A 23,554-nucleotide genomic window follows, 5' to 3' on the forward strand; every position below is an offset into this window, starting at 1 on the left:
TTAGACTTGTCCTTATGCATCGAAACTTTACTTACTGCTACGCGCAGCGTAGCTTAATGGCTATGCTATGGCTATTACTTCCCTGTATTTATTCATTTGCGCAGCGAAGTGCGCAGCCTGGAAGAAATGTTACACTTACCAATGCCCGGATTCCATTAGGTGAAGTGTTTAATATTATTGAAAAACAGACGGGTGTGCTGTTGTTTTTTGGAGAGCTGAATGTGGATCAGACGGTAGGGGTAAAGTTTGTTTCTACACCCGTAGAGGAGGCGCTGGGGACGATATTGCCACCGATAGGACTGACGTATGAGTATGTGAAGGGGAACAGGGATAAGATATTTATAAAGTCGGTAATGCCGACGAAGAAGGATACGGTGATGATGACAAGTATTAGTGGCGTGGTGACGGATGAGAAGGGGGAGCCGCTGCCGGGGGCGACGGTGCGGATAAAAGGAGCACAGGTGGCAACAGCTACTAAAGACAACGGTTCCTTTACGTTGAATCATTCAGGAGAGAAGGACGTTTTACAAATCAGTTTTATGGGATTTGTATCTGCTGAAGTGGCGGTGGCGGGCAAAAAAAGTATAAAGGTGAAGTTGAGGCAGGGAGATAATAGCTTACAAGTGGTGACAGCTTATGGTACGACAACACAGCGTGCATTAACGGGTGCTGTTACGGTAGTGAAAGGAGCTGAGATACAGAATTTACCGAATAGGTCATTTGATAAAAGTCTGCAAGGTTTGGTGCCTGGGTTATTAGTGACAAGTGGTACTGGTCAGCCTGGAGGCGGGCTTAGTAATTTTGTTTTAAGAGGGATTGCGTCGGCAGTGAATCCTGTAGCTGGTACAACTGTCAGGAATCCATTAATTATAATAGATGGGATGCCCATATCCCAGGATGCGGCTCAGTTATATATAAACGAAAGAACCTCAATGACGCCTGTAAGTAATCCTATTGCCCAGATTAACCCATCAGACATTGAAAGCATGTCTATTCTCAAAGATGCCGCGGCAATTGCGTTATATGGCGCAAAAGCGAGTAATGGTGTGATATTGATTACAACAAAGAGAGGTAAAGCAGGTAAAACACAGTTTAACTTCAGGCATCAGACAGATATCGCATCAGCGCTTTTAGGAACAAATGATTTTCTGGATCAGACAGAATATATGGACTTGCTATACGAGACCTATAAGAATACTCCTCGTATAGTGAACGGTGTGTCGATGCCCTGGACAGATCCTGAAATACAGGAGGATCTTAAAAATAAATTCCCAACCCGCGCGGATGGTAGCTTTTATCCCGCTCCTGATTGGCGGAGGGAGATGTTCAATTCGGCGGCACTTACGGTTGGAAATGAAATTTCTATGTCCGGAGGTAATGATAGGAGTAATTACTATTTAAATGCGGAATATACAAAGCAAAATGGCGTCGTAAAAGGTACGGGTTACGATAGGAAGTCTGTCAGGTTTAATTTCGAAAATCGTCCTGCCGACTGGGTGAAAGTCGGATTTAATAATCTTTTTTCCTACAATGTGCAGGATTATGGGGGGGCTCTTCAGAATGATGGGAATGTTTATTCTTCCAGTGTAGGCAAATTATCTCCTTTATTGCCAATTAGATTAGAGGATGGCAATTATCTCAACAATTTTGCCTATGGTGGCTTAGTAAATAATCAGGCCAATCCTGCTGCTGTAAGAGAATACAATGTTAACAGAAATACGGCTTTCCGCACATTGAATAAGTTGTATGGAGAAATCGATTTCAAAAATGGTGTTAGAATCTCTTCTAATCTGGGACTGGATTTTATGTTGTCAGAAGCTAAAGAGATAGCCGATCCCAGATTGAAAGACATCGCATCTGGAGCGGTGCAGGGAAGAATTGAAGAGCAGCATACTCGTTTGTCAAATATCATAACTACGAATATTATTAAATACGATAAAATAATCCGGCAACGACATGCAATAGGTTTTCTGATAGGGCAAGAGGCCCAGATTTTATACCGTAAGATATTGGGGGTAGGCGTCAGAGGACAGCGATCACCATACTATGATCAAATAAGTAGCCCTGGTGTCTCTGCTACCGGGTTGCCAAGAGGATACGATAGGAAGGAGACGTTATTATCCTACTTTGGTCAGTTAAATTATGGATTTGATAATAAATACTTCTTGTCAGGAAGTATTCGTAAAGATGGCTCCTCCAGATTTGGAGCAGATAAAAGGTATGGTGTTTACTGGTCAGCTGGAATGGGCTGGTTGTTAAGTGATGAAGCGCTGTTGAAAGAGCATTTGTCGTGGTTAAATCAGCTTAAAATACGTGGGAGTATTGGTGCAGCAGGAAATGCTTCAGCAATTGACAGATTTACGCCTTATGATCAATTATCATTAGGTAGATACGACGGAAGTGCAGCAGTTTTTCCAGGGTCAGGGGCTGCTGGTAATCCGGATGTGAAATGGGAAAATACATTTACCTGGGACGCCGGTATAGAAAGCAGATTTCTTGATAATAGGATAGGACTGAATCTGGATTTCTATCAAAGAAATACTTCCAATTTAATATATAGTATTAACCTTCCACTCAACACTGGTTTTCTGACTACGCTGGCAAATATTGGTAGAATGAGAAATAAGGGAATAGAATTAACATTTTCAGCGGATGTTATTAAGAATACTGATTTTCGATGGAACTTGATTGCCAACTGGAGTACGAACAAAAACACACTGATAAAGGCTGACGTACCCGCGGCAAGTTTAATATCAGGCATAATTGCTAATCAGGAAGGGCATAATTTCAATTCTTTTTACCTGCCCGATTGGGGCGGTGTTAACGCTACAGATGGAAGTCAGCAATGGATAGATTCAACAGGAAAGCTCACTAAAGATTATTTAGCAACAACTAGCTCGTTTGTAGGAAAGTCCCAGCCTGACGGATTTGGATCAGTGACGAATGCTTTTGCATTCAGGAATATAGAGGTTTCTTTCTCTTTATATTATCAGTATGGATTTCAGGTCTACAATTATAATGGGTTAGTGCACGACGGCGCTACCCCCTATCTAAACCAGAGTAAACAGGCAAAAAATCATTGGCGTAAGCCAGGAGATGTTTCTCCTAATCCCAAACCGATACTAAATAATCCCATAAACAATGACTATTTCTCGACGAGAAATTTATATGATGGCGATCATATAAGACTTCAGAATGTATCGGTAAGCTATAGCTTACCCAATGTTCTACTTCACGATTTGCACATCAGCAATGTCAAAATATATCTTCAGGGAAACAACCTGGCTCTTTGGTCCAGATATAAGGACAAGGATGTGTCAAATGTTGACATGGCAGGTATTTCCGGACTTATATATCCTGCGCAGAAAACATACTCTATTGGTCTTAATGCAAGTTTCTAAATAATTATAAATATTATGTCTGTATGTAAATGCGGCTGGTACGCGATTTTAATGGCAGTCTTCTTTTTCTCCTGTAAAAAGAGCTTTTTGGAAGTTACGGATAAGACCGTTTTGTTAAAGCAAGCTTATGTCAAGGATCTGACTTCCACGCAGGATTACCTGAATGGTATTTATATCAACCTGGTAAGCGATTATGCTTATGGTACGAAATTGCCTTATGCGGAAATCATTGCCGATAATATGAAACCTGTTAATGGTGGCCGATATTTGATGACTGAGTATATGTGGACTCAACAGGCCAATAGCACAAGCGGTAAATCTAATTCTAATGAGCTTTGGCGTAAGCTGTACAGGATAATAAGAGACTGTAGCTTTGTGTCTGAGTGCGCCGACAAGTATAAAAACGAGAACGAAAGTAGTGCGAGGAGTATTAAAGGGCAGGCGCTTGGAATCAGAGCATTGATGCATTTTGTATTAGTGAATACATTTGCTCAATCTTATAATTTTACAAATGACGGTTCCCATCCGGGAATACCATATATCACAACATCCGATCTGGAGAGTAAAGAGACGAGACAAACAGTTGCTGAAGTATATCAGGGAATCGAGGATGATTTAAAGTCAGCAATTTCATTATTATCCCAAAGCGATATAAAAACGGAAGTATTTAATTATCAGGCCGCAAAGGGACTGCTTGCCCGTGCATATCTTTTTTCAGGTGAGTTTTCTTCCGCAAAGGAAATGGCTACACAGGTATTATCATCTGTGCCATTACTAATTGAGGGTTATCCGGAAAAACTTTATACGAGAGAAGAAACCGAGGCATTATTCCGGCTGCCACCAATTGTGTCAGAAGAGGATAACTACTATGGAATTTTTACAGGGTATTATGCTAGTCCTAAATGGGAAATGGCTTATTGGGCAACTGATGATATAGCAAAAATACTTCAGGAGAGCGCTGATGACAAGAGGGCGAATTGGGTGTCTCGATCACCAGATGGTTGGGTCATAACAAAGTTTCCAACAGGGGCCACAGGACTTTTCCCTGTTGTTGAAGGAGATCATTACCAGGTTCTCCTGCGATCGTCGGAGATGTGTTTAATCGCATCCGAATCTTGTGCACATCTTGGGCAGCTTGATAGCGCAAGAATATATCTTCAAAAGATACGCAGCCGTGCAAATCCTTCGGTGAGTCCAATGCCAATAGATCAGGGTAAGCCAGCCTTGCTTGATTCAATTTACAAGGAGCGACGCAAAGAGCTTGCATTCGATGGACTAAGAATGTTTGATCTGTTAAGATGGAAACAGGGTGTAAACAGATCAGATGCTAACAGTGATATGGCGAAAAGTTTGTCCTATCCCAATAATAAAGCAATTGCCCCTATTCCACAACAGGAAGTTGAATTGTCGGGATTTAGTCAGAACCCAGGTTATTGACCCTTAATTACTAAACAAACATTGGTATGAGAAACTACTATATATTGATCCTGTGTCTATTGATTGCGATAACAGAAGGCATAGCACAAGACAGGAGTAAAATGATTTTAGTTATTGAATGCTCTTCTGGTGTTGCCAAAGATTCTGTTGAATTGACGTCAGTTTCCAGTCAAAGGGAATTTGTGACCAGGGAAAGAAGCACATTATATCTTAGTCAATGTCCGGTAACTAAGGTGTTCAATGCCGATGCGCCTCTCCTTATAACAGGGAGAGGTGAGGAAACTGCCACCAGTTTCTATTGTATTTTGGAGCCAGGTGATAGTTTGGTGGTCAGTTATAAAAATGATGACATCGTTTTATCTGGTGTTGGGGTGGAGAAAAATTTGCTCAAGAGAGAACTCCTCATGATCACAGATGCTATGAAGCGACCATCGAATCCTTTTAGATACTATACGTATTCACTGGACGATTATTGGGAATGGAACGTGTATTTGGATAAGCAAATGTCTAATGCATTGTCATTAATAGAGCAAAGAAAGAATATCCTGTCTCCAAAGGTATATCAACTATTAAAAGTTGAAACAATTCTCCATACGCAGGAACAGAAACACGATAAATTTAGAGGTTTATATTCATTGTATATTAAAAATGGCAGCGTCTCAGGAATATCGAGGGAGATGCTGGCACAGATCTTTGATAAAACTTTCTTTAATGCCGATTTTAACTGGATGCGTTCTCAGAAAATAGGTCTTTCGGGCGACCTTGGTTTTGTAAAGGACTTAATAGAAAGAAACGGGTTATACCCCAGGGAGTATGATAGTCTGGCAGGCGGAGCTATTGGACGTCTACGGGAATATTATGAAGTTGGAAAGAAGATGTATGCTGGTGACGCGTTGGAGAGTTTTCTTATTGAGATGATGACGACAGAGGTAATTTACGATGAGGGATACAAGAAAGGATTTGGCAAGCAAGTTGATGACTTGCTGCAACATTTTTATTCAGACCCGGCAATAGATCTTAAAGCAAAGCAGATGGTACGCTCTTCTGAAGAAAAATATAGGCAGAAATCAGTAGGAGCCGGTGCTGTATTTCCTTCTTTTTCTTTTCGTGATAAGCATGGCAGATATTACAAGAACCAGGACTTTGAAGGTAAATTCATCATTTTTAACTTCAATACTGAAGTGGAAAAGAAATTAGATTTATCAGGAATTGAGGATATGTTAAGTAACGATCCACGAATGCTGGTAGTAAATGCAAAGATCAATAAAGTTGGAAAAGGCGTACACGTTAAAAAGACTAAAAATTCAAAGCCGTATGTTACCTATAACCAATTGGATCTGTATCCCTCTCCTGATGACGATATAAGCAGCCTTATAAAAACATTTCAATTACAGGAGCGGAAAAACGTATTTATACTTAATGAGAAAGGCACCATATTGGCTAATTTTCCAACTGATTTTGATCGTTCTGAATTGCGCACTATGTTAAAGGAACGCTTGAATGTATTGGCTGATGGTCCATATATCGTTAAGGAAGGAGAGCAAAATGCTTCGTATGAGATAGGGCAACATGGTGACCTGACGAGAGTAGTGTGCGGAAAGAATAGTTTTATAGAAGTTAATACGGATATTCTGGGGAAGTCCTTTGAGATCAAACTGAAAGATACAATTTATTCAGAGCCAGTGGAATTTGACAAACCTTCGAAGATAATGGCATTGTCTGATATAGAGGGCAATTTTAAATCTTTCAGGGAGCTGCTGCAGGCTAATAAGGTTATAGATACTAACTTCAGATGGTGCTTTGATAGTGGTCATTTGGTTATTAATGGTGATATGTTTGACAGAGGAGAACAAGTCACCGAATGTCTATGGTTAATTTATAAGTTGGAAGATGAAGCCAGAGAGGCTGGAGGATATGTTCATTTTATATTGGGCAATCATGAGATCATGAACTTGAGTGGCAATCATAGATATGTGAAGGACAAGTATAAGCGTAATTCGAAAAAGATAGGAAGACGCTACAGTGGACTTTTTGACGAATACAGTGAACTAGGTAAATGGTTGAGAAGTAAAAATATCGCTGAAAAGGTAGGGGATTTACTTTTTGTGCATGGAGGAATCAGTCCTGAGGTTTGTGACCTGGAGATTACTTTACACGATATGAACGCTATGGCGAAAAATTACTATGATAAGGATACCGTAGCCGCCCGGTCAAGTGATAATCGGTTAGCAGCCCTTTATAATGTTAAAATATCGCCATTTTGGTATAGACAATACTATTTGGAGAATGAAACCAAAGTTACCGTTAGTGCCAGGGGAATTGATACTACATTTAGAACTCCGGAATCAGTGATAGATAAAACACTTAAACTGTATAATGTTAACCATATTGTCACCGGGCATACTATTATTAAAGGAAATACATATGGTAAATACGTGACCACTCATTATTCTAATAAAGTGATTAATACGGATACACATCATGCAAAAGGTGACACTGAAGCACTCATGTTTGATAGAAATGTTTATTATCGGGTTAATAAAGAAGGAATGCGGGTTTTACTGTTTTCTCAACCGGCTGCTTACACGCTGAAATAGAAAACCTCGCATCAGTAATGCTGAGTGTGTCAATTATAATGATAGCCTACAGGCATTTTTCTCTTTACGAGGATCATGTCTGTAGGTGCTAGTATAGATCCCTGTGTATTTTCATTGTATTATTGGGGGATAACACATTAAATAAATGGGCGTTGTGTTTTTAACTACGTTTATTCCTGATATAACAGCTTGATAAAGCTGACACTATATTCGTTCCTTTTATTGACTCTGCAGTACATGTGCCCATCGTTCGCCCAAAATAGCTGATCTAGAGATATGTTGTTATCTATTGTCGACTCTCCGATGATTTGAAATTTATGATCAAGTATTATAATCGATTGCCTTTTTTGCCTGGGTAAGGCATGATTTTTTTCCTCGATAGGGTGTTTCGCCACCCGAAGGTATTTATGGTGTTGTGGATCGGCATATATATAGTCGTATGAGTAATTTGTGTCGTATAGTTTTTGCCCATGTTCATTTTTAAAATCTTCATCTGTCATAGGGCTTAAAATAGTTGCATGATGTTTACTTTTCACTTTGTAAGCCCGTAGATATTGGGTTGATGTTGTTTCGTAAATATTTGTATCTCCGGCAAAACTTAATAGGAACGTGTTTCTGTCTGTCTCACAAAAACTTGATCTTAAGAATCTATGTCCATACCTCTCTGTACGCAGAGCTTTGGGATAATTTATATTTAATGAGGTCTTTTTTTCATCTATATTAAATTCATACAGGTTTTTCCATTTTTTAATAGACTTAATGGAAGTCTCTTTTACAAAAGGACGTACGGCAGTGAAGAGGATATTATTTCTCTTTATGGCGGGATTATTAGTGTCAAAAAATGGCCATGCAAATTCAGGTGATGAGGCATAGGAGACTTTATTAACTATGCGCCCTGATTTATTTAGTAAGTAAAGATTTGTATTGTTTGTCACAAAAATACTGTCGAAGTTTTTTGTATATACCGAAACCTTATACAAATGAGAACTTCTGAGACATGTTTTTAAATTGATGCGGACAGTCCGGATATGTGTATTCCAATCATATATATTAATGCTTTGCGAAGTATGATCGTATAGGGAAATAAAATTATTACCTGATTCGGAGAAGAAGCTGATGGATCTGATATCGTTGTAAGTGCTGTCATCCAGCTGAAAAATTGTTGTGTCTTTCGATGTTATAATTCCTGTCTTATTATAATCAGGCGTTAGTTCAATTATTGCGGGGTCTTCGTTTTCAGATGAGCAGCAACATACAATAAGACATAACAGGAGTGTGGGGTAATAATACTTCATGAATGTTGTTTTATAGTATTACGCTTTCTTATATGTTAACCTTATGAAAGAAACTGCGCCTCTTTCTTTATTATTTAAGCGCGCGTATAATTTCCCATCTTGAGTGATCAATAAACCATAGTTTATCATTAAACTATTACTTATGATGGATTCTCCAATAACTTCAAGATCGTCGTTCAAGATTATCAGGGATTGTGATTTTACCCAGTTTTTTTGAGCGTAGTTGCCATCAGATATGCCCTGTTGCGCAACTCTCAGGTATAGCCTGGAGTTATTGTCATAGTAAATGTTCCCATATGTGTCACTTTTCCAGTACACTTCATTTCTGTCTGTCAATAAATCCTTCGTCGATGACACCAGATAATGATGCTGAAATTTGCTCTGTGCATAGTGTGCCAGATGGATGTCTTTAAAATCTGTTTCATAAATGCAGGTATCTCCGGTGAAACTGATCACGAATCTGCCATTGGCGTTGATACAGTAACTAGATATCAAAAAGCTAATATTTGAAATTGTGTCTCTAAATTTGGCCGGCAAATTATACAAGAGCTTACTGTTATTTTTCTTCAGGTCGAATTCATAAAGAATTTTCCAGTTTTTTAACTCGTTTTTTATAAAAGGTCTCATGTGGGGACGGACAGCAGTATAGATCTTTTGGTCTTTAAATGTCGCCGGATTTCCTGTTTGAAAGAATGCCCATGCTGAAGGGTGACTTGAAAGAAAGTCAGTGCTGTATCTTAGATTACCACTACTGTCGAATAAATTTATTTTGTTTCTATTAATGACAAATATGCTATCGAAGTTTTGTGTATAAATACTGATCTTATATAGTTCTGTCTTTTTGAAGAGTTCATTCAGTGCAAATCTTTTAATTATTGTGGTATTATTGAAGTCATAGATGCTGAGCGTTTCTGAATATGCATCATAGATGGAAATATAATCTTTGCCTCCATCGTTAAATATATTCATGGATTGAATATCCTTTTTGGGCATGGAAGGGAATAAGAAGCGTAGGGTGTCATCTGATTCCTTTAATTTTATTTTTCCATAGTCAGGAATACTAAAGACGTGCTTAGCTTCCTTTGATTCATTTTGTGAACAAGCAAACAGCACGAGTTGTAAGAATGAGAATAGTGTGTAAACGAAAATATTGTTAACCTGAATTGGAGCCTTGAACATACGGTATGAATTTTTAAGTTTCACGAGTCTTTTTCTGGATCGTATGGATTATTATAGCTGACGTGATCGGGACGGAGCATATTGAGTAATATAAAATTGGTTATTGCTAAAATATAGTGTCTGCCGCCGCTCTGTTGTTGGTAGTGATGGCAATAATATTACATTATCATTTTGTGCAAATTCTATTGTGTCCAGGTTCTTTTGTCCTAGAATAACATAAAATATCTCTTTGGGGGATAATGATGAGCGTTCTTTATCAGATCTTATTTCACGCGGCGATGACATCTTTTCGGATTTCTCATCTTCATTATATGAGCAGATATTTGTTTTTCTTATTTTATTAACATATTCAATCGCTTTAAGCGAAAAATGATATGGTTTATTCAGACGTTTAAAATTGTCACTTAATTCCGTTGAGAGTATTGTTGCCGTTGAGTGACCAATGAGAAGAGTGCCTATTTTTTCAACAACATTTTTTGTTTTTAGCCATCTCCAAAGTTCATTGTTCCCATCATATAACACGGTGTTCGTCGATCTTAGAGATAAGCTTTCAATCATGGCATAGTTGGGATGACTATTTCGCCATATTGTATCTCTAAGGAGTGAATTATAGTTGGACAGTATTAAGTGGATATATCCTCCTTGTTTTTTTGCCTTTTCCTCCAGCGAATATAATAGCCACAGACAATTTATCCTTTCTTCTTCGATGGTCTCAAAGTCTTCGATTATCACAATATGTTTGTTCGAGAATGTCCATTTGTAGTGTTTGTCTATTATTTCTTCTTTGAGTAAGGTTTTTTGTAGAGAAGCGAAGTTATGAGTGATGTTAGATAAAAAGATAATTTCGGGCGAGCAGTTAAATTCAATAGGTTCATTGATAAGATTTTTCTGTAGTCGAACAGAGAAATGCTTCGTATGTTCTTGTTTTCCTGGGACACGTATATGTAATCTTATTCTTGCCATTGCTTTTATAATGCTTAGTGGAAAAAATCAGCTAAATCATCCTTCACCGAATAGGGGATTGAAGCTACTTTTTTGTAGATTTTCCCTTTTGTGGAATAATAGAATGTTGGTTTGTCAGCGCAGAGCGCATATTCACTAGCTTTATTTGTACTGTCTATGCGGATATTGGATGAAGTGATTGGTAGATCATAACCTTGTTCTCTAAACAATGCTGCTATTGTCTTTAGTCCCTTATTAGCAGATATTATTATGTAATGCGAGGTGTCAATATTTTTATGTTTTTTAGCTATTTTTTCAATGGTTTTCTTTTTGCAATAAGGACAACTTGCATTGATTGGAAGAATAAGAAAAGCAAGAGAATCTTGAGATTTTACCTGAGGAATTCCTTCCAATAGGGAATCGATTTTTTTAAAGATATGAACTTGCACATTACTATCTAAGATCACTTCTGTATGTGTTACTTTCTTTTCGTTTCTACACGAAATCAGTATTAAAGCCACAAAGAAAATAATATTTGTTTTCATCATTGTGAGGGTCATGATGCAGTCATGAATGGTGATAGTTAAAACAACCTAAAGCTGGAATTGCCCTAGATTGTTTTAACTATTTGGATGTATTTAATCCATTATTTATCACCTGTTACAGTTGTGTTAGTATCTGCACCTGCACTTGGCGCATCACCAGAGGTTGCAGCTGCACCTACAGAAGTAGCAGATGCTCCGCCCGCAGTTAGCGTGTTGTGGCAATCTGCTGGTACGGTTGGACCTGATTCTTTTGGCTGGCAGGTAATAGAGTTGCCACTTCCGGTAAGTGTTCCATCCAGTGCGAATTTTGCATTGTCAGCTTTTGACTCTGATGGGATGAATGCAGCAGTGATTGCAGAAGCACCAAGCAGTGCCATGCCTAGAAAAGAGAATTTTTTTACAGATAACTTTTGCATAAAAAAAGGGTTAAAATGTTAATGATAGAAATTATTACAATGGCCATTATCAGTACAAAATTAGCGAAGGCTTGTCTTATATAAACAGACATAAAGTGTATGTCCGGTAATTATCTGATTTTATTTTTTCAGGATATCAATAGCCGTACATTTTTATAGTTTACAAGTTGTAATTAATGCGTGGATATTAGCGGAAAGCCCATGTCTGTGTTGCAATAGCGTATCAGAAAGTGTATAATTCCACAATTCCCTTTACCGAAATTTGGAACTGGTTGCTTTTCAATTTCAGTAAGCCAATATATTCCGTATGCCGGATGTTTTTTATGGAGGTGTAGTGTACTGGCGGCAATCCATTCGGCTCTTTTTAGCCACTGTTGATCTTTTAGAATGTTAAATGCTTCTAAATATACTTCTCCAAGACCGCTAAGTCCGGTTGCCTGACTTAGGTTGTTGTCAATCATTTCAGCATCATTTGATAAAAGACATTTTTCAGCAAATTTTTTGTAAGCTGGATTTCCCAAAATTTTGTAGGCTTGTAGAAACGTATATGCAATCCCGGCAACCCCTTCGAGTAGTCCATAGTTCAGGAAACCGTTTTTGTCATTATTCCAACAAATACGCTGACCCTTGTAGATTGATTTTTTCATCAGCCAGTTGAGTGCTTTTTCTATCGATACCAGCGTTTGTTTATCGGGAAATTTGGAAAAATGCTCCAGAAGGTAGACTATGATTCCAGAAATGCCACTGGATAGACTAAAGCTTCTTTTTCTCCTTCGTGATGTGTCGTTTATCCATGAACCATCGTCGTTTTGACATCCAATAAGATTGTCCGTATATATCTTTGTTGATTCTTTTAATAGGTCAGGATGGACAATAGACTTGCACGATAGCCATGCCAGGCCCTGGCCAGAAACTCCATATGCCAGATTTTTATCAGTGTTTTTAACACTAAGCAACCTGGTTATCCAATCTTGTATGTCATCTGTAGCGCTGTTAAATAGGTTAGTCGACGATTTTAACACAGTCGCAATTCCAGAGGCACCATAGTAAAGGCTTGGGCTAACACTATCTAATCGCTGAATATATTTTTGTTTTATTAAGTCAAGGGCATATGTAAGATATGTGTCATTGCAATCAATATTAAAACCTATTGATTTAGCTTTGCTCAAGGTATATACTACGCCAGAAGATCCTAAATAGAAACTTGAATACCATGCTTTGTTGATTCGGTTCGTGGAGTTCTTTTCTTTTATATAAATATCTTCGGAGAACCAGCCTTTATCTTCGTCTGCTAACAGCTTTGTTGACAATGTGTAAATACAGGATTGAACTGTCTCAGTTAATAGCTCCTTGTTTACTGTATATCTTGTGCCTGTCTGAAGTAGCGGTCTTTTTTTCAGTACTTCTTGCCTGCAATCAGCTAATACTCCTTTAATATCATCGATCGAAGGCCGTTCCATCATATCGGGACTTAGACATCGGCTGAGTAATGTTGATAATCCGGGGTTTGTAATAAAAAAGCGTATTTTTTCGCCTAATCTGTTGTCGTCAGAATCAACAATTTTCAGTGGATGAATGCCTGTAATTGCCTGAAACATAATTGCCCCTAGTGAGAATATATCATCTTCCTTTACGGGAGGGAGCATTGTTCTTTGCTGAGGTGACATATATCCATATGTGCCAAGTTGAAATGGTGTGCTAAGCTCACCTTTGAGACTGTAGCTTAGTTCCATATCAATAACAAATACTTTTCCCTGTGGAGTAATCATGAAGTTGGCAGGTGTAACATCTCTATGTATATATTCCTTTGAGTGGATATCCTTTAGTATGTTGGCAATCTGTACGAGGTAGTTCAGTTGCTTTATACCGGCTTTACCACCATACCTGAAGGCTGATTGTATTTCACGGAAATTTCTTTTTAGGTTGGTAGAGAGCGGCTCGCCATTTATATGCTCAATTACGAGGTAATAATTACCGTTTTCCTCAAAACTGTCAATTAGTTTTGGCATTTTTATTTGATGCGCTAACTGGGAATGTATATGTTTTTGCCACATGAGCCGGTCTCTTATGTCTCGCCCTTCCTTATCTTTAGAGTCACCTTTAGATCCTTCTTTTATTACACAGAATCCAAAATTTGTCAGTCCTTTAATAAAAAGACATTTGATTACATCGTTTTTTTGACTCTCCTTAAAGCTTTTTATTATTATATAATAATAACCAATGCGTTTGCCACCTTTTTTTTCTACTTTGGCTACTTGTAATTTGTCATCATCAATATCTCTTTCTGTTTTCTGGCTTATTTCCATTGTAATTGAATTAGAATCAAATAAATGAGTTAATCATGTAGCTGAGGGATTTCCAACACAGCGGCGTCTTTATGAATAAAGCATGTGTAGAACTTTCCTTCTTCGTTATAGAAGTAGCTTTGACGATATTTACAGTATTTAATTGGCGCACCTAATCCTTTCATAAGATTGATATATTCATATACCTGAGCCCTTGATATTCCGAGTCGTTCCGCAAGTTCTGCAGCTGTTCCGGTGCCCTTCATTCGAATTAACAGATCTATTCGTCTAATTCTATCAAAAATGTCTGTAGTCATTTCTATTAATAATTATAAAGGTTAATGATGTCTTGCGCATGTTGGCGTTTAATGAGTGGTAATTTTTCATCTCTATCTATATTGACAGAGATGTTGTAGAGAGATGTCGAATGAATGGCCTGTAGCTGGATGGCTATCAGGTTTTTTAAAAGCAAACTTATAGAAATGGCTTAAGTGACATTCCTATGATGCGGGATATCTAATAGAACGCAAAAAAGGTATTGAAATCGGGTTGAACAACAATCAACAGGGCTAAGGTTTCTCCTATAGGCTGATCTTCTAAGCTGTCTCTATATTAAAGTTAGGTTAAATTCAATCTTACAAATTATCCCCAGCGGCATATTTACTTATCCTGCGCGTTTTTCCCCGCGCTCCTGTTTCAATTATAGGCCAATAACACTACCATTACACCAATCGACTAACATCAGCTGAAATCTTTCTGTTAGTAGTGAAAATTCATCATCAACATATTCGAACCTGCGGAGAGCTAATGACGAAATAACTCCGTTTTCAACTATTCCATAATAACTATATCCATTTGATTCAGCAATGAAATAATCTCCGCTGTTTTCTACATCCTTGACATTGATCAATTCCAGGAACGCTTTCAATGATATGGCGAGGCTGTTTAACGAGCGATTCCGTTCATATACTGACGGATATCCTATCAGGTTGTTTCCTGACTCTAAAATAGCTGTAATCGCCGAAAGATCGTGCTCGAGCGCTGGCATCATATCAACGGGTAGAAACTGCAACTGCATCCATTGTGTTGGGGCGAAGCCGTTGATCGTAGTGGAGATGCCTGAGATAGTTGGTACCAACGAACGCTGATTTAATTTATCGAACTCTTCTTTCCGTTGCACTTTTAATGTTAGCTTCTTCGAATAATGAAAGTCATCACCGGAAACGGGGTGAGCATCGAGTACCTGCCAGGCCTCATTGTCTAAGGTCAGCACCGTTGGTTTATCAAATACCTCTGGTAGGTCTTCTTTCAGAATTTTGCGCTTAGAAAGTACCTGATTGGAAGTGGCGTCAACAAAGGTAACATTGATCTTTTTCGGGAACAATGTAAGTAAGGTTAAATAATTCATAGGGAGAAGTTACAAAAACCATCTCAGCACAAATTATCCTGAAAGGCAGACTTACTTATCCGTATCGTTATTCGCTGCCACCGTTTCGCCGCGTCTCGCTGGGAGGTTCTCCGTAATAGCTTTTGTATATTTTAGTGAGTGCAGATGGATTCTTATAACCGACGGTATAAGCGATGTGAGCGATGCTTATAGTTTCATTCAGACATAGATTGCGGGCGCGTTCCATGCGTACCTTTAATTGGTATTCAGAGAATGACATGCCGCAATATTTCGTGAAACTGTGCCTTAATTTCGATTCACTTATATAATAGGTAGAGGCCAGTTGGGATATAGTAAGATCTTTATCAATATTGTTTCGGATAAAGGTCTTTATCGTATTGAATGTCAGATTGGTATCAGTTGAGAGTATCTTGCTATCCTGGTGTTCAAGAATCAGGATAAGTAGTTCCTGCAGTTTAGCCGCCAACCATGAGCGTCTCAAACCTGAATTAACAACGCTGTATTTCAGTTCATGATTGAGGTGATGGAGCTTATCCCAAACAATCCCAGCCGTAGGAGTGAGGAGGTAGGGTATCTCTCCATCTATTTTCGAGAGCCATTTGGACACAAATGGGGAGTTTAGTCTGTAATGCATAAGTATTTCCCGGCTAAATGAATAATGTTGCACCTCATATATCCCGGGCGTAAACACAGAGGCCTGTTGCGGGCCTGTTACCTGAAAGCAGCTGTATTGTCCTTGCAGTAAAGTGACTATGTTATCATAGTGCATGATATTAATACTCCCCTGCACCATACAGCATACCGCACTCAGCGCCTCTCTCACCTTCGGTAACAACTGTACCGGTTCTTTGACGATAAATACGTTATTACTCATACTGCATCCATTCGCCATAGCGGTATGATATATAATATCCACTGCGGGGGATGTCACTAATACAGGATCGGCAAAGTCACAGCGGTAGGCTGCATATTGGGGTGGAAGCTGATGTGTCACTTTAATATGGTGTTCGGGAATGCCGACTATACCATATTCTATAGTCACGTTCATATGGGTTGAATTTGCTTTGAGGGCTGTTGGCGTAGATTCAGGTCGAAAGAATGGGTTTAAGCTGATAGTAATATTCGGCACAACGGAGGGGAGTACAAAAAAAAGTGGGTTAAGAAATTATTAATAAAAAGGAGCCAGGCTAAACAACCTGGCTCTTTACTTAAAACAAGAAAACAACCTGTTAAAATATTTAACACCTGCGGGGTGCACAGATGTGGATTAAACATTATTGGATGGCTCAAAAGTAGCTGCTAGGAAATTGAAATCTGTGAATGAGATGTTAATGAAAAAAAATTGTCCCGGGGACAGTGCTCCCGGGACAATAACTAAACAACAGCTATGAATGAAAATTTTAAACTCAGTTGTAAAAGTTCAATTACCATACCACCTGTGGACATGCCTGTTTATCCTATCTAATTAGCGCATTTAGTGGAGCGTCTACAAAATGTGTGGAAATATTTCTACAACTTTGTGGTGCAACGCAATATAAACCCTGTGGAAATCATGGGGTTGGTAATGGATTGATATTTGAATGGTTAGTGCGTAGGCATTTTGATAGGATAGGGTGGATTTTGTGCAAGCGAATAGGTTTTTTGTATGAATACATCTACAAGCATTTGATAATCAATTTTTAATGGAATAAGTGAAAGCATGGTACAGCATATAAAAACGGATGTGGACCACCCGTCCGATAAAATAATGACTACTGAGGGGAAAAAAGGATCGTTTATTCTGATCATTGATGATGAACCTGATATCTGTAAATTGTTACAATTAAGCCTGGTAAAACACGGCTATAAGGTAAAATACGTGCACGCACTGACTGAAGGAATGCAGTATTTACAGCAACAACAACCTGATCTGCTTTTCCTCGACATACATCTCCCTGATGGTTCAGGCCTGGAAGCCTTGCCTGCCATAAAGAAAAAGTGCCCTGCATTGCCCGTGATCACGATCAGCGCATATGATAATGGAATGGAAAAGCAAAAAGCCCTGAACGCTGGCGCCAGTTATTTTATGGCAAAGCCGTTCAACGTGACTAACCTGGATGAGCTAATGAGTAATATGTTAAGCCAGAAATAAGATAGGTGATTAATTAGTAAATTTAAAAACGCTGTTGTCCAACACCACATATAAATATTATGAGAAATATTCTGATAATTGACGATGAGATCAATATTTGTACGTTACTAAGCAAGTTTTTAGGTAAACATGGCTTTAAAGTAGATACCACCATGAGTGGTGCAACTGCTTTAAAGATGATGAAGGAAAAAACTTTCGACCTGGTGTTATGTGATTACCGGTTAAAAGATACCGATGGTGCGCAGTTGCTGCAGGATATCCTGCTGATCAACCCCCGTACGATCGTGATCATCATCACCGGATACACAGATGTCAGGGTCGCTGTAGATATGGTGAAGAATGGCGCGTATGATTACCTTTCAAAACCGCTTTATCCAGATGAAATATTGAACCTCGTGCATAAAGCCTTCGCGCACATGGATGCTGAACGCGAACGTGAATCATCTATGCCAATGCGCACTGTCAGTGCCGCACCTGCCGGTAACGGCTCAGTGCAATCTGCTGGTGATAATGGCGCAGATGGTGAGATGATGGAGAAAAGCCATAAATATGTATATGGTGAAAGTAATGGTGCGAAGGAGTTGTTCCGCCAGATAAAACTGGTGGCTCCAACTGATTATAGTGTGATCATCTTTGGTGAAACAGGTACTGGTAAAGAATCTGTTGCCCATCTGATACATCACCACAGTAAACGCCATAACCAGCCATTTGTAGCGCTGGACTGTGGTAGCCTCTCGAAAGAACTTGCAGCCAGCGAGCTTTTTGGACATGAGAAGGGCGCGTTCACTGGTGCTATTAATACTAAGATTGGTGCTTTCGAACAGGCGCACGGTGGTACGCTGTTCCTGGACGAGGTGGCAAACCTTTCATATGATATCCAGGTCGCCCTGCTGCGCGTGATCCAGGAAAAGGTGATCCGCAGAGTGGGTAGCCTGAAAGAAATACCCATTGATGTGCGTATCATTGTCGCATCCAATGAGAAACTCTCCGAATCTGTTTCCAAAGGGCGCTTCCGTGAAGATCTCTTCCACAGGTTCAACGAATTTACCATCTACATCCCGCCATTGCGCGAGAGAGTAGAAGATCTGCCGCTCTTCGTTGATGCATTCATGCGTCAGGTAGAAAAAGAATTACAGAAGAACTGTGGTAAGATCACCAATGAGGTGTGGGAATGTTTCAGCCGGTATAACTGGCCGGGCAATATCCGTGAACTCAAAAACGTTATACGTCGTGCATGTTTGCTTACGCCGGAGCATGATGACATTACCTTGTCCACATTGCCACTGGAGATGAAGGAATCCTTTGCACAACAACCATATGAGGAAGATCATCAGGTCAATATGTCCGGTGAACTGATCTCTATCACTAACGAAAACGATCTGAAAACAGTAGCGCTGCAGGCCGAGTACAACAAAATTATTAATGTACTCAAAGAGGTGAAGTACAATAAGACGAAAGCAGCACAGCTTCTTAACATCGATCGTAAAACCTTATACAACAAACTAAGGTTACTCAATATCAATTATTAGCGATATCAATATAATGTTTGTTTAATATTCAATCTGGGGCCTGTTTTCTAACAGGCCTTTTGCATTTTGACACGGTATGTTATTTGCACTTTTAAGAAATATAAAACCGTGCGTTATGACTTCCCCAACTAATCAGCAACAGAGATCATCAAACAATGGAAAGAAAAGCGTGAACTTTTTCGAGCGTTTCGCCAGTAAGGTAGCACAGGCTACCGGTTCTCCCTGGGCATTCTTTATCGCTATGGGGGCAATTATCATATGGGCGATCACCGGTCCCATTTTCCATTATTCAGATACCTGGCAACTGGTCATCAACACCGGAACGACTATTGTCACTTTCCTGATGGTATTTGTGATCCAGAAGTCTCAGAATAAAGACTCCAAATCTGTACAACTCAAGTTGAATGAACTGATCGCTGCTAATAAAATGGCCAGTAACAGGCTTATTGTAGTGGAAGATCTGACAGAACAGGAACTCGATACGCTGCATCAATATTATTGCAGACTAGTAGAAGAAACTAAGAAGAGAATGGATATGAAAGAATCACACTCTGTAGAGGAGGCGATTGAAAATACAGAGGAAAAAATGAAAGAATTATAAGAAATAATTATCCTCTGTTAATCTCCGCAAAAGAAAATTAACAGAGGATAATCTGCTCAGATCATTAGTTAGTCGGTAACACTATAGTGAATAAACTTCCTTCGCCCATCTCACTCTCCACATGCACCGTCCCTTTATGATTCATAATAATATTCTGTGTGCTTGTCAATCCCAGACCGGTTCCTTTTGGCTTATTAGTAAAGAAAGGGTCAAATAAGCGGCTCCTTGTCTCTTCTGGTATACCAGGACCATTATCTCCAATGGTGATAATGGCCTTGTCACGCTGTCTGGTTGTTTGCAATGTCAGCAAACCTTTACCCGGCGTCATCGCTTCCACTGCATTGATGATAATATTCAGCAAGGCAATGATCACCTTGTCCTCATCCGCAGGAATCATAACATCCTGTCTCAGATAATCTTTTTTGACATTAATCTCATTCAGCTGTAAGCGGTCCTGTGCCAGTGCCAGCGCTTTGTCTGTCAGTTCGTTAATGCCATGAGGACGGATATTAAGCTCTATCATTCTCGTTGAATGCAGTAGCTCTGTGATCAGCTGGTTGATACGGGTACAGTTACGCTCGATAATATCCACATAGACCTGACTTTCTTCCACGCTAACAGGCTCGCCCTTGAACTGGCTTACTGCCAGCAGGATATTCGTCAGCGGATTCCTTACCTCATGTGCAATTACACGGGCGATACGGCCCGTCACAACAAATTTCTGCTGTTGCTGTTTTTCCAGCTCCTCACGTTTTCTTTCCGTAATATCCTGTACTACACAAAGAAATATCTGCTCGGTTTCGTCCAGCATAACTGCACTCACCATCACATCCAGCTTCTTACCATGCTTGGTGACAAAGTTATACTCTGTTCGCAAACTGGAGTCCTCTCCGCAAATATGGTCGAAGAAATGTTTGGATTGTTCTTCCTGAAAGAATAACTGTTTCAGATTTAACTCCAGCATCTCTTCCTTGCTATACTGTAATGTTCTGATTGCAGAAGGATTTGCATCGATAACATTTTTATTACAGTCAGCCAGGATGATAAGGTCATGCGCTTTTTCAAATACACCAAAGTATTTCTTTTCATTCTCCTCAATGATACGTAGGTGACGCGCCTCATCCAACGCATAGCGAATAGACCTTTCCAGCAGGTCGGCGCTTATTTCTCCCTTTACAAGGTAGTCGGAAGCACCAGCCTGCATGGCCTCCTTATCAATGGAGTAGTCTCCTTTACCGGTTAGCATGATAACCGGCGCCTTGTAGTCCAGCTGCTGGAAATGATGCAGGATGTCAATACCTGTATAAGGTCCCAGCCGGTAATCGGCCAGGTAAATATCATGTACCTTCCTGTCTATTTCCTCTACTGCCTTGGAGTAGGTGGGCGCCCAGTCCAGCTGGTATTGCCCTGGCGATATGTCCTGTAACAACTGGCTGACGAGGTAAAAATCGTCCTCGTCGTCATCTATCATTAATATGTGTACGGGTTGATCTGTCATTCTCTAAACATTTGGCAGTTCTGCTATTTCGAACCAATATTGTCCTAACACGCGGGTGAATTCCACGAGGCCCGAATAGGTGACCGGTTTTATGATAAAGCTGTTCACTCCCAGCTCATAACTCTTAATAATGTCTTTTTCTTCCATGGAAGTTGTTAAAATGATAACAGGGATACTTTTTAAAACGTTATGTGCCTTTAGTTCGCGTAATGCCTCCCTTCCGTCTTTCTTAGGCATATTCAGGTCCAGCAATATTATCTGTGGAAATGGGTGTAGCGTTTCATCCGCATAGTGCCCCTCACGTTTGAGGTAATGCAGCAGCTCTTCGCCATTCTCCACAAAACTGATGTGGTGCTGTGTACTGTTTTCATCAAAAGCTGCCTGGATCAGCTCTCTGTCATCAGCATCATCATCAGCAATAAGGATGCTAATTTTTCCGGCAGTTTTAATTTTATTCATTGTAGAGGGTTTGTGTTAGTGGTAATGCTATAATAAAGGTAGCCCCCTTGCCGGGTGATCCTAACGCGGTTATATGTCCATGATGACTGTCCACTATTTTTTTACAGATAGCCAGCCCGATACCAGTGCCGGAATATTCGCTCATGCCGTGTAACCTTTGAAATAATAAAAAGATGCGCTCGGCATATGCGGGGTCAAAACCTATACCATTATCTTCTATATAAATACGGCACTGGTTACTTTCCTGTTCTGACCTTATATTGATGACCAACTGCCGGTCAGGATGCGCAAATTTAATAGCATTGGCAATGATATTCTGAAATAACTGATGAAAAGAGGTGAGATTTCCTTCAATTGCAGGCAGCGCTGAAATATTGACCACGGCTTTCTTTTCCTGTAAACTTACCTCCAGGTCGCCAATCACTTCCTGAACCATATCCTTCATATCTACCTTTACGATGTTCTCAGGTGTAATCCGGCCGGCCCGTGAAAAGAGTAACAGGTCGTTAATGAGCACCCGCATTCTGCCAACGGCGCCCACCATACGCATTATCAGATCAGATGCTTCCGGTGGAAGCTGCTCTCCGTATTTGGTCTGTAGCCGGTCGCTGAATGTAGATATCTTGCGTAATGGCTCCTGCAGGTCATGAGACGCTACATAGGCGAATTGCTCCAGTTCCTCGTTGGATTTGTTCAATAGCTTGATATTCTGCTGGAGGTCATGTTGATAAGACTTTAACCGCGATTCTATATGCAGCTGTAATCTGAATTCCCGCGTGAGCGTCACATAAGAATAGATGCCTATTAATATGGCCATCAGTGAAGAAATGAAAATCACCGGGATCCATATAGCAGAGAAAAAGTCCTGTAGCCGCGATTTCTGATGCAGTTTCGCATTTTCAATACGCAGCATATCCTGCACTTTGTTGTCTATTTTGTCCATCCACTTTTCTGCCTCCCGTACAGAAGCAGTATCTGACTGATGTGTTGATAACTGAGTCTCCCCAGCCATCAATTGCTGATACTTCTTCCCCAATAGCTTTTTCAGGGTGTCCAGATGTAGCTGTTGTTGCCTGTTATCTGCTGTGATACGGCGTAATAACATGTATTCTTCCTCGATCTTGATACTCCGTTCCCGCATGTCGGGTCGAAGGAAAGTACTGTCTCTTGTCAGCCTGTATCCCCTTAAAGACGATTCAGCATCTTTTAGTTGCTTGGTAATTACCTCCAGGCTTTTGGAGATCTCGATGGTGTGATTCATCCACCGGGCATTGTCCAGTAACGTTTTTGTTACAAGAAAAGAACATATCGATGCGACAATGATCACAGTGAATGCGACAAAGAATCCTAATCTGATCTTCTTCTGTACAGGTATATGCATTTTTTTTCCCGTTGATGGTGGTAGCTTCCTAATTTACGTTAATTACATGATAATCAGTAGTTCGGACAACTGCTGCTTTTCACAGGCTGCCAATTACGTGTAGTAATAGTGGCTGGCCATATGTATACAAATATTGTGCTATGTATTCATTCCCCACTTCCAGTTGCTTAAAATACTATCCATCAATTTCCACATTGTGAAATGCATATTCTACAGGCACTCCGGTCGTGGCTGCTTGTATGTTTCATATATGCGTAAGGGTAAGTGTTTAATGGTTGTAATCCTTTGCTGTAAAGAGTTTGATGTGAAATATACGGATGCCGGAATGACCTGTAAACTACTGTTGTCTGTCAATGGAATGAACTTTGTCTTTTGTATTCAACAGTACACGTTGAATACTAGCAGAATAACAGCACACTTATAGATGCAATCGTTCACCCAAAAATTAAT

Annotated in this window: 18 protein-coding genes; 6 read left to right on the forward strand and 12 right to left on the reverse strand. The window is 39.7% G+C overall.

Annotated features, from left to right (window positions below; genetic code table 11):
* Window positions 1-14: 14 nt before the first annotated feature.
* The 3 genes from GWR21_RS20450 to GWR21_RS20460 are packed head-to-tail and all read left to right on the forward strand — an operon-like array spanning window position 15 to window position 7,435.
* Entirely contained in the window at window positions 15-3,401 is a 3,387-nt protein-coding gene (locus GWR21_RS20450; RefSeq protein WP_162333541.1) for a SusC/RagA family TonB-linked outer membrane protein, read from the forward strand.
* 15 nt (window positions 3,402-3,416) lie between these two features.
* A complete protein-coding gene (locus GWR21_RS20455) occupies window positions 3,417-4,838 on the forward strand; it encodes a RagB/SusD family nutrient uptake outer membrane protein (RefSeq protein WP_162333542.1) in 1,422 nt (473 codons plus the stop codon).
* Window positions 4,839-4,864: 26 nt separating this feature from the next.
* Entirely contained in the window at window positions 4,865-7,435 is a 2,571-nt protein-coding gene (locus GWR21_RS20460; RefSeq protein ID WP_162333543.1) for a metallophosphoesterase, read from the forward strand.
* A 170-nt stretch (window positions 7,436-7,605) separates the two neighbouring features.
* Here GWR21_RS20460 and GWR21_RS20465 read toward each other — a convergent pair whose 3' ends face one another.
* The 9 genes from GWR21_RS20465 to GWR21_RS20505 form a co-directional block, all read right to left on the reverse strand.
* Complete coding sequence (locus GWR21_RS20465) at window positions 7,606-8,730, reverse strand: DUF4221 family protein (RefSeq protein WP_162333544.1); 1,125 nt, start codon at window positions 8,728-8,730, stop codon at window positions 7,606-7,608.
* An 18-nt stretch (window positions 8,731-8,748) separates the two neighbouring features.
* Complete coding sequence (locus GWR21_RS20470) at window positions 8,749-9,909, reverse strand: DUF4221 family protein (protein ID WP_162333545.1); 1,161 nt, start codon at window positions 9,907-9,909, stop codon at window positions 8,749-8,751.
* A gap of 51 nt (window positions 9,910-9,960) precedes the next feature.
* Window positions 9,961-10,872: a metallophosphoesterase family protein gene (locus GWR21_RS20475; RefSeq protein ID WP_162333546.1), complete on the reverse strand. Its 912-nt coding sequence runs from the start codon at window positions 10,870-10,872 to the stop codon at window positions 9,961-9,963.
* A 14-nt stretch (window positions 10,873-10,886) separates the two neighbouring features.
* Window positions 10,887-11,399: a hypothetical protein gene (locus tag GWR21_RS20480; RefSeq protein WP_162333547.1), complete on the reverse strand. Its 513-nt coding sequence runs from the start codon at window positions 11,397-11,399 to the stop codon at window positions 10,887-10,889.
* A 98-nt stretch (window positions 11,400-11,497) separates the two neighbouring features.
* Entirely contained in the window at window positions 11,498-11,812 is a 315-nt protein-coding gene (locus GWR21_RS20485; RefSeq protein WP_162333548.1) for a hypothetical protein, read from the reverse strand.
* A gap of 173 nt (window positions 11,813-11,985) precedes the next feature.
* Complete coding sequence (locus GWR21_RS20490; RefSeq protein WP_162333549.1) at window positions 11,986-14,118, reverse strand: protein kinase domain-containing protein; 2,133 nt, start codon at window positions 14,116-14,118, stop codon at window positions 11,986-11,988.
* A gap of 29 nt (window positions 14,119-14,147) precedes the next feature.
* Window positions 14,148-14,414 carry an HTH domain-containing protein gene (locus GWR21_RS31710; protein WP_162333550.1) on the reverse strand — a complete coding sequence of 89 codons (267 nt, stop codon included), beginning with the start codon at window positions 14,412-14,414 and terminating at the stop codon, window positions 14,148-14,150.
* Between the two features lie 383 nt (window positions 14,415-14,797).
* Window positions 14,798-15,505, reverse strand: a complete 708-nt coding sequence (locus GWR21_RS20500) for a hypothetical protein (protein ID WP_162333551.1) — start codon at window positions 15,503-15,505, stop codon at window positions 14,798-14,800.
* Window positions 15,506-15,572: 67 nt separating this feature from the next.
* Window positions 15,573-16,553, reverse strand: a complete 981-nt coding sequence (locus GWR21_RS20505; protein ID WP_162333552.1) for a helix-turn-helix transcriptional regulator — start codon at window positions 16,551-16,553, stop codon at window positions 15,573-15,575.
* A gap of 651 nt (window positions 16,554-17,204) precedes the next feature.
* Here GWR21_RS20505 and GWR21_RS20510 point away from each other — a divergent pair.
* From GWR21_RS20510 to GWR21_RS20520, 3 genes are all read left to right on the forward strand, one after another.
* On the forward strand, window positions 17,205-17,636 hold the full coding sequence (locus tag GWR21_RS20510; protein WP_162333553.1) for a response regulator transcription factor: 432 nt from the start codon (window positions 17,205-17,207) through the stop codon (window positions 17,634-17,636).
* A gap of 59 nt (window positions 17,637-17,695) precedes the next feature.
* On the forward strand, window positions 17,696-19,165 hold the full coding sequence (locus GWR21_RS20515; protein ID WP_162333554.1) for a sigma-54-dependent transcriptional regulator: 1,470 nt from the start codon (window positions 17,696-17,698) through the stop codon (window positions 19,163-19,165).
* A 115-nt stretch (window positions 19,166-19,280) separates the two neighbouring features.
* Window positions 19,281-19,766, forward strand: a complete 486-nt coding sequence (locus tag GWR21_RS20520; protein WP_162333555.1) for a low affinity iron permease family protein — start codon at window positions 19,281-19,283, stop codon at window positions 19,764-19,766.
* A gap of 64 nt (window positions 19,767-19,830) precedes the next feature.
* On the opposite strand, the gene GWR21_RS20525 is transcribed toward GWR21_RS20520, so the two are convergent.
* The 3 genes from GWR21_RS20525 to GWR21_RS20535 are packed head-to-tail and all read right to left on the reverse strand — an operon-like array spanning window position 19,831 to window position 23,104.
* Window positions 19,831-21,264, reverse strand: a complete 1,434-nt coding sequence (locus GWR21_RS20525; protein WP_162333556.1) for a hybrid sensor histidine kinase/response regulator — start codon at window positions 21,262-21,264, stop codon at window positions 19,831-19,833.
* Between the two features lie 3 nt (window positions 21,265-21,267).
* A complete protein-coding gene (locus GWR21_RS20530; RefSeq protein WP_162333557.1) occupies window positions 21,268-21,723 on the reverse strand; it encodes a response regulator in 456 nt (151 codons plus the stop codon).
* On the reverse strand, window positions 21,716-23,104 hold the full coding sequence (locus GWR21_RS20535; protein WP_162333558.1) for a sensor histidine kinase: 1,389 nt from the start codon (window positions 23,102-23,104) through the stop codon (window positions 21,716-21,718). The genes GWR21_RS20530 and GWR21_RS20535 overlap by 8 nt, the downstream gene beginning before the upstream one ends.
* Between the last annotated feature and the right edge of the window lie 450 nt (window positions 23,105-23,554).

The organism is Chitinophaga agri, assembly GCF_010093065.1.
Taxonomy (GTDB): domain Bacteria; phylum Bacteroidota; class Bacteroidia; order Chitinophagales; family Chitinophagaceae; genus Chitinophaga; species Chitinophaga agri.

Bases quoted from the DNA above. Each gene is read 5' to 3' on its own strand.
- GWR21_RS20520 (WP_162333555.1), top strand. From the start codon at position 19,281: ATGACTTCCCCAACTAATCAGCAACAGAGATCATCAAACAATGGAAAG.
- GWR21_RS20490 (WP_162333549.1), bottom strand. From the start codon at position 14,118: ATGGAAATAAGCCAGAAAACAGAAAGAGATATTGATGATGACAAATTA.
- GWR21_RS20510 (WP_162333553.1), top strand. From the start codon at position 17,205: ATGGTACAGCATATAAAAACGGATGTGGACCACCCGTCCGATAAAATA.
- GWR21_RS20450 (WP_162333541.1), top strand. From the start codon at position 15: ATGCATCGAAACTTTACTTACTGCTACGCGCAGCGTAGCTTAATGGCT.
- GWR21_RS20525 (WP_162333556.1), bottom strand. From the start codon at position 21,264: ATGACAGATCAACCCGTACACATATTAATGATAGATGACGACGAGGAC.
- GWR21_RS20535 (WP_162333558.1), bottom strand. From the start codon at position 23,104: ATGCATATACCTGTACAGAAGAAGATCAGATTAGGATTCTTTGTCGCA.
- GWR21_RS20485 (WP_162333548.1), bottom strand. From the start codon at position 11,812: ATGCAAAAGTTATCTGTAAAAAAATTCTCTTTTCTAGGCATGGCACTG.
- GWR21_RS20470 (WP_162333545.1), bottom strand. From the start codon at position 9,909: ATGTTCAAGGCTCCAATTCAGGTTAACAATATTTTCGTTTACACACTA.
- GWR21_RS20480 (WP_162333547.1), bottom strand. From the start codon at position 11,399: ATGATGAAAACAAATATTATTTTCTTTGTGGCTTTAATACTGATTTCG.
- GWR21_RS20505 (WP_162333552.1), bottom strand. From the start codon at position 16,553: ATGAACGTGACTATAGAATATGGTATAGTCGGCATTCCCGAACACCAT.
- GWR21_RS20530 (WP_162333557.1), bottom strand. From the start codon at position 21,723: ATGAATAAAATTAAAACTGCCGGAAAAATTAGCATCCTTATTGCTGAT.
- GWR21_RS20465 (WP_162333544.1), bottom strand. From the start codon at position 8,730: ATGAAGTATTATTACCCCACACTCCTGTTATGTCTTATTGTATGTTGC.
- GWR21_RS31710 (WP_162333550.1), bottom strand. From the start codon at position 14,414: ATGACTACAGACATTTTTGATAGAATTAGACGAATAGATCTGTTAATT.
- GWR21_RS20475 (WP_162333546.1), bottom strand. From the start codon at position 10,872: ATGGCAAGAATAAGATTACATATACGTGTCCCAGGAAAACAAGAACAT.
- GWR21_RS20460 (WP_162333543.1), top strand. From the start codon at position 4,865: ATGAGAAACTACTATATATTGATCCTGTGTCTATTGATTGCGATAACA.
- GWR21_RS20455 (WP_162333542.1), top strand. From the start codon at position 3,417: ATGTCTGTATGTAAATGCGGCTGGTACGCGATTTTAATGGCAGTCTTC.
- GWR21_RS20500 (WP_162333551.1), bottom strand. From the start codon at position 15,505: ATGAATTATTTAACCTTACTTACATTGTTCCCGAAAAAGATCAATGTT.
- GWR21_RS20515 (WP_162333554.1), top strand. From the start codon at position 17,696: ATGAGAAATATTCTGATAATTGACGATGAGATCAATATTTGTACGTTA.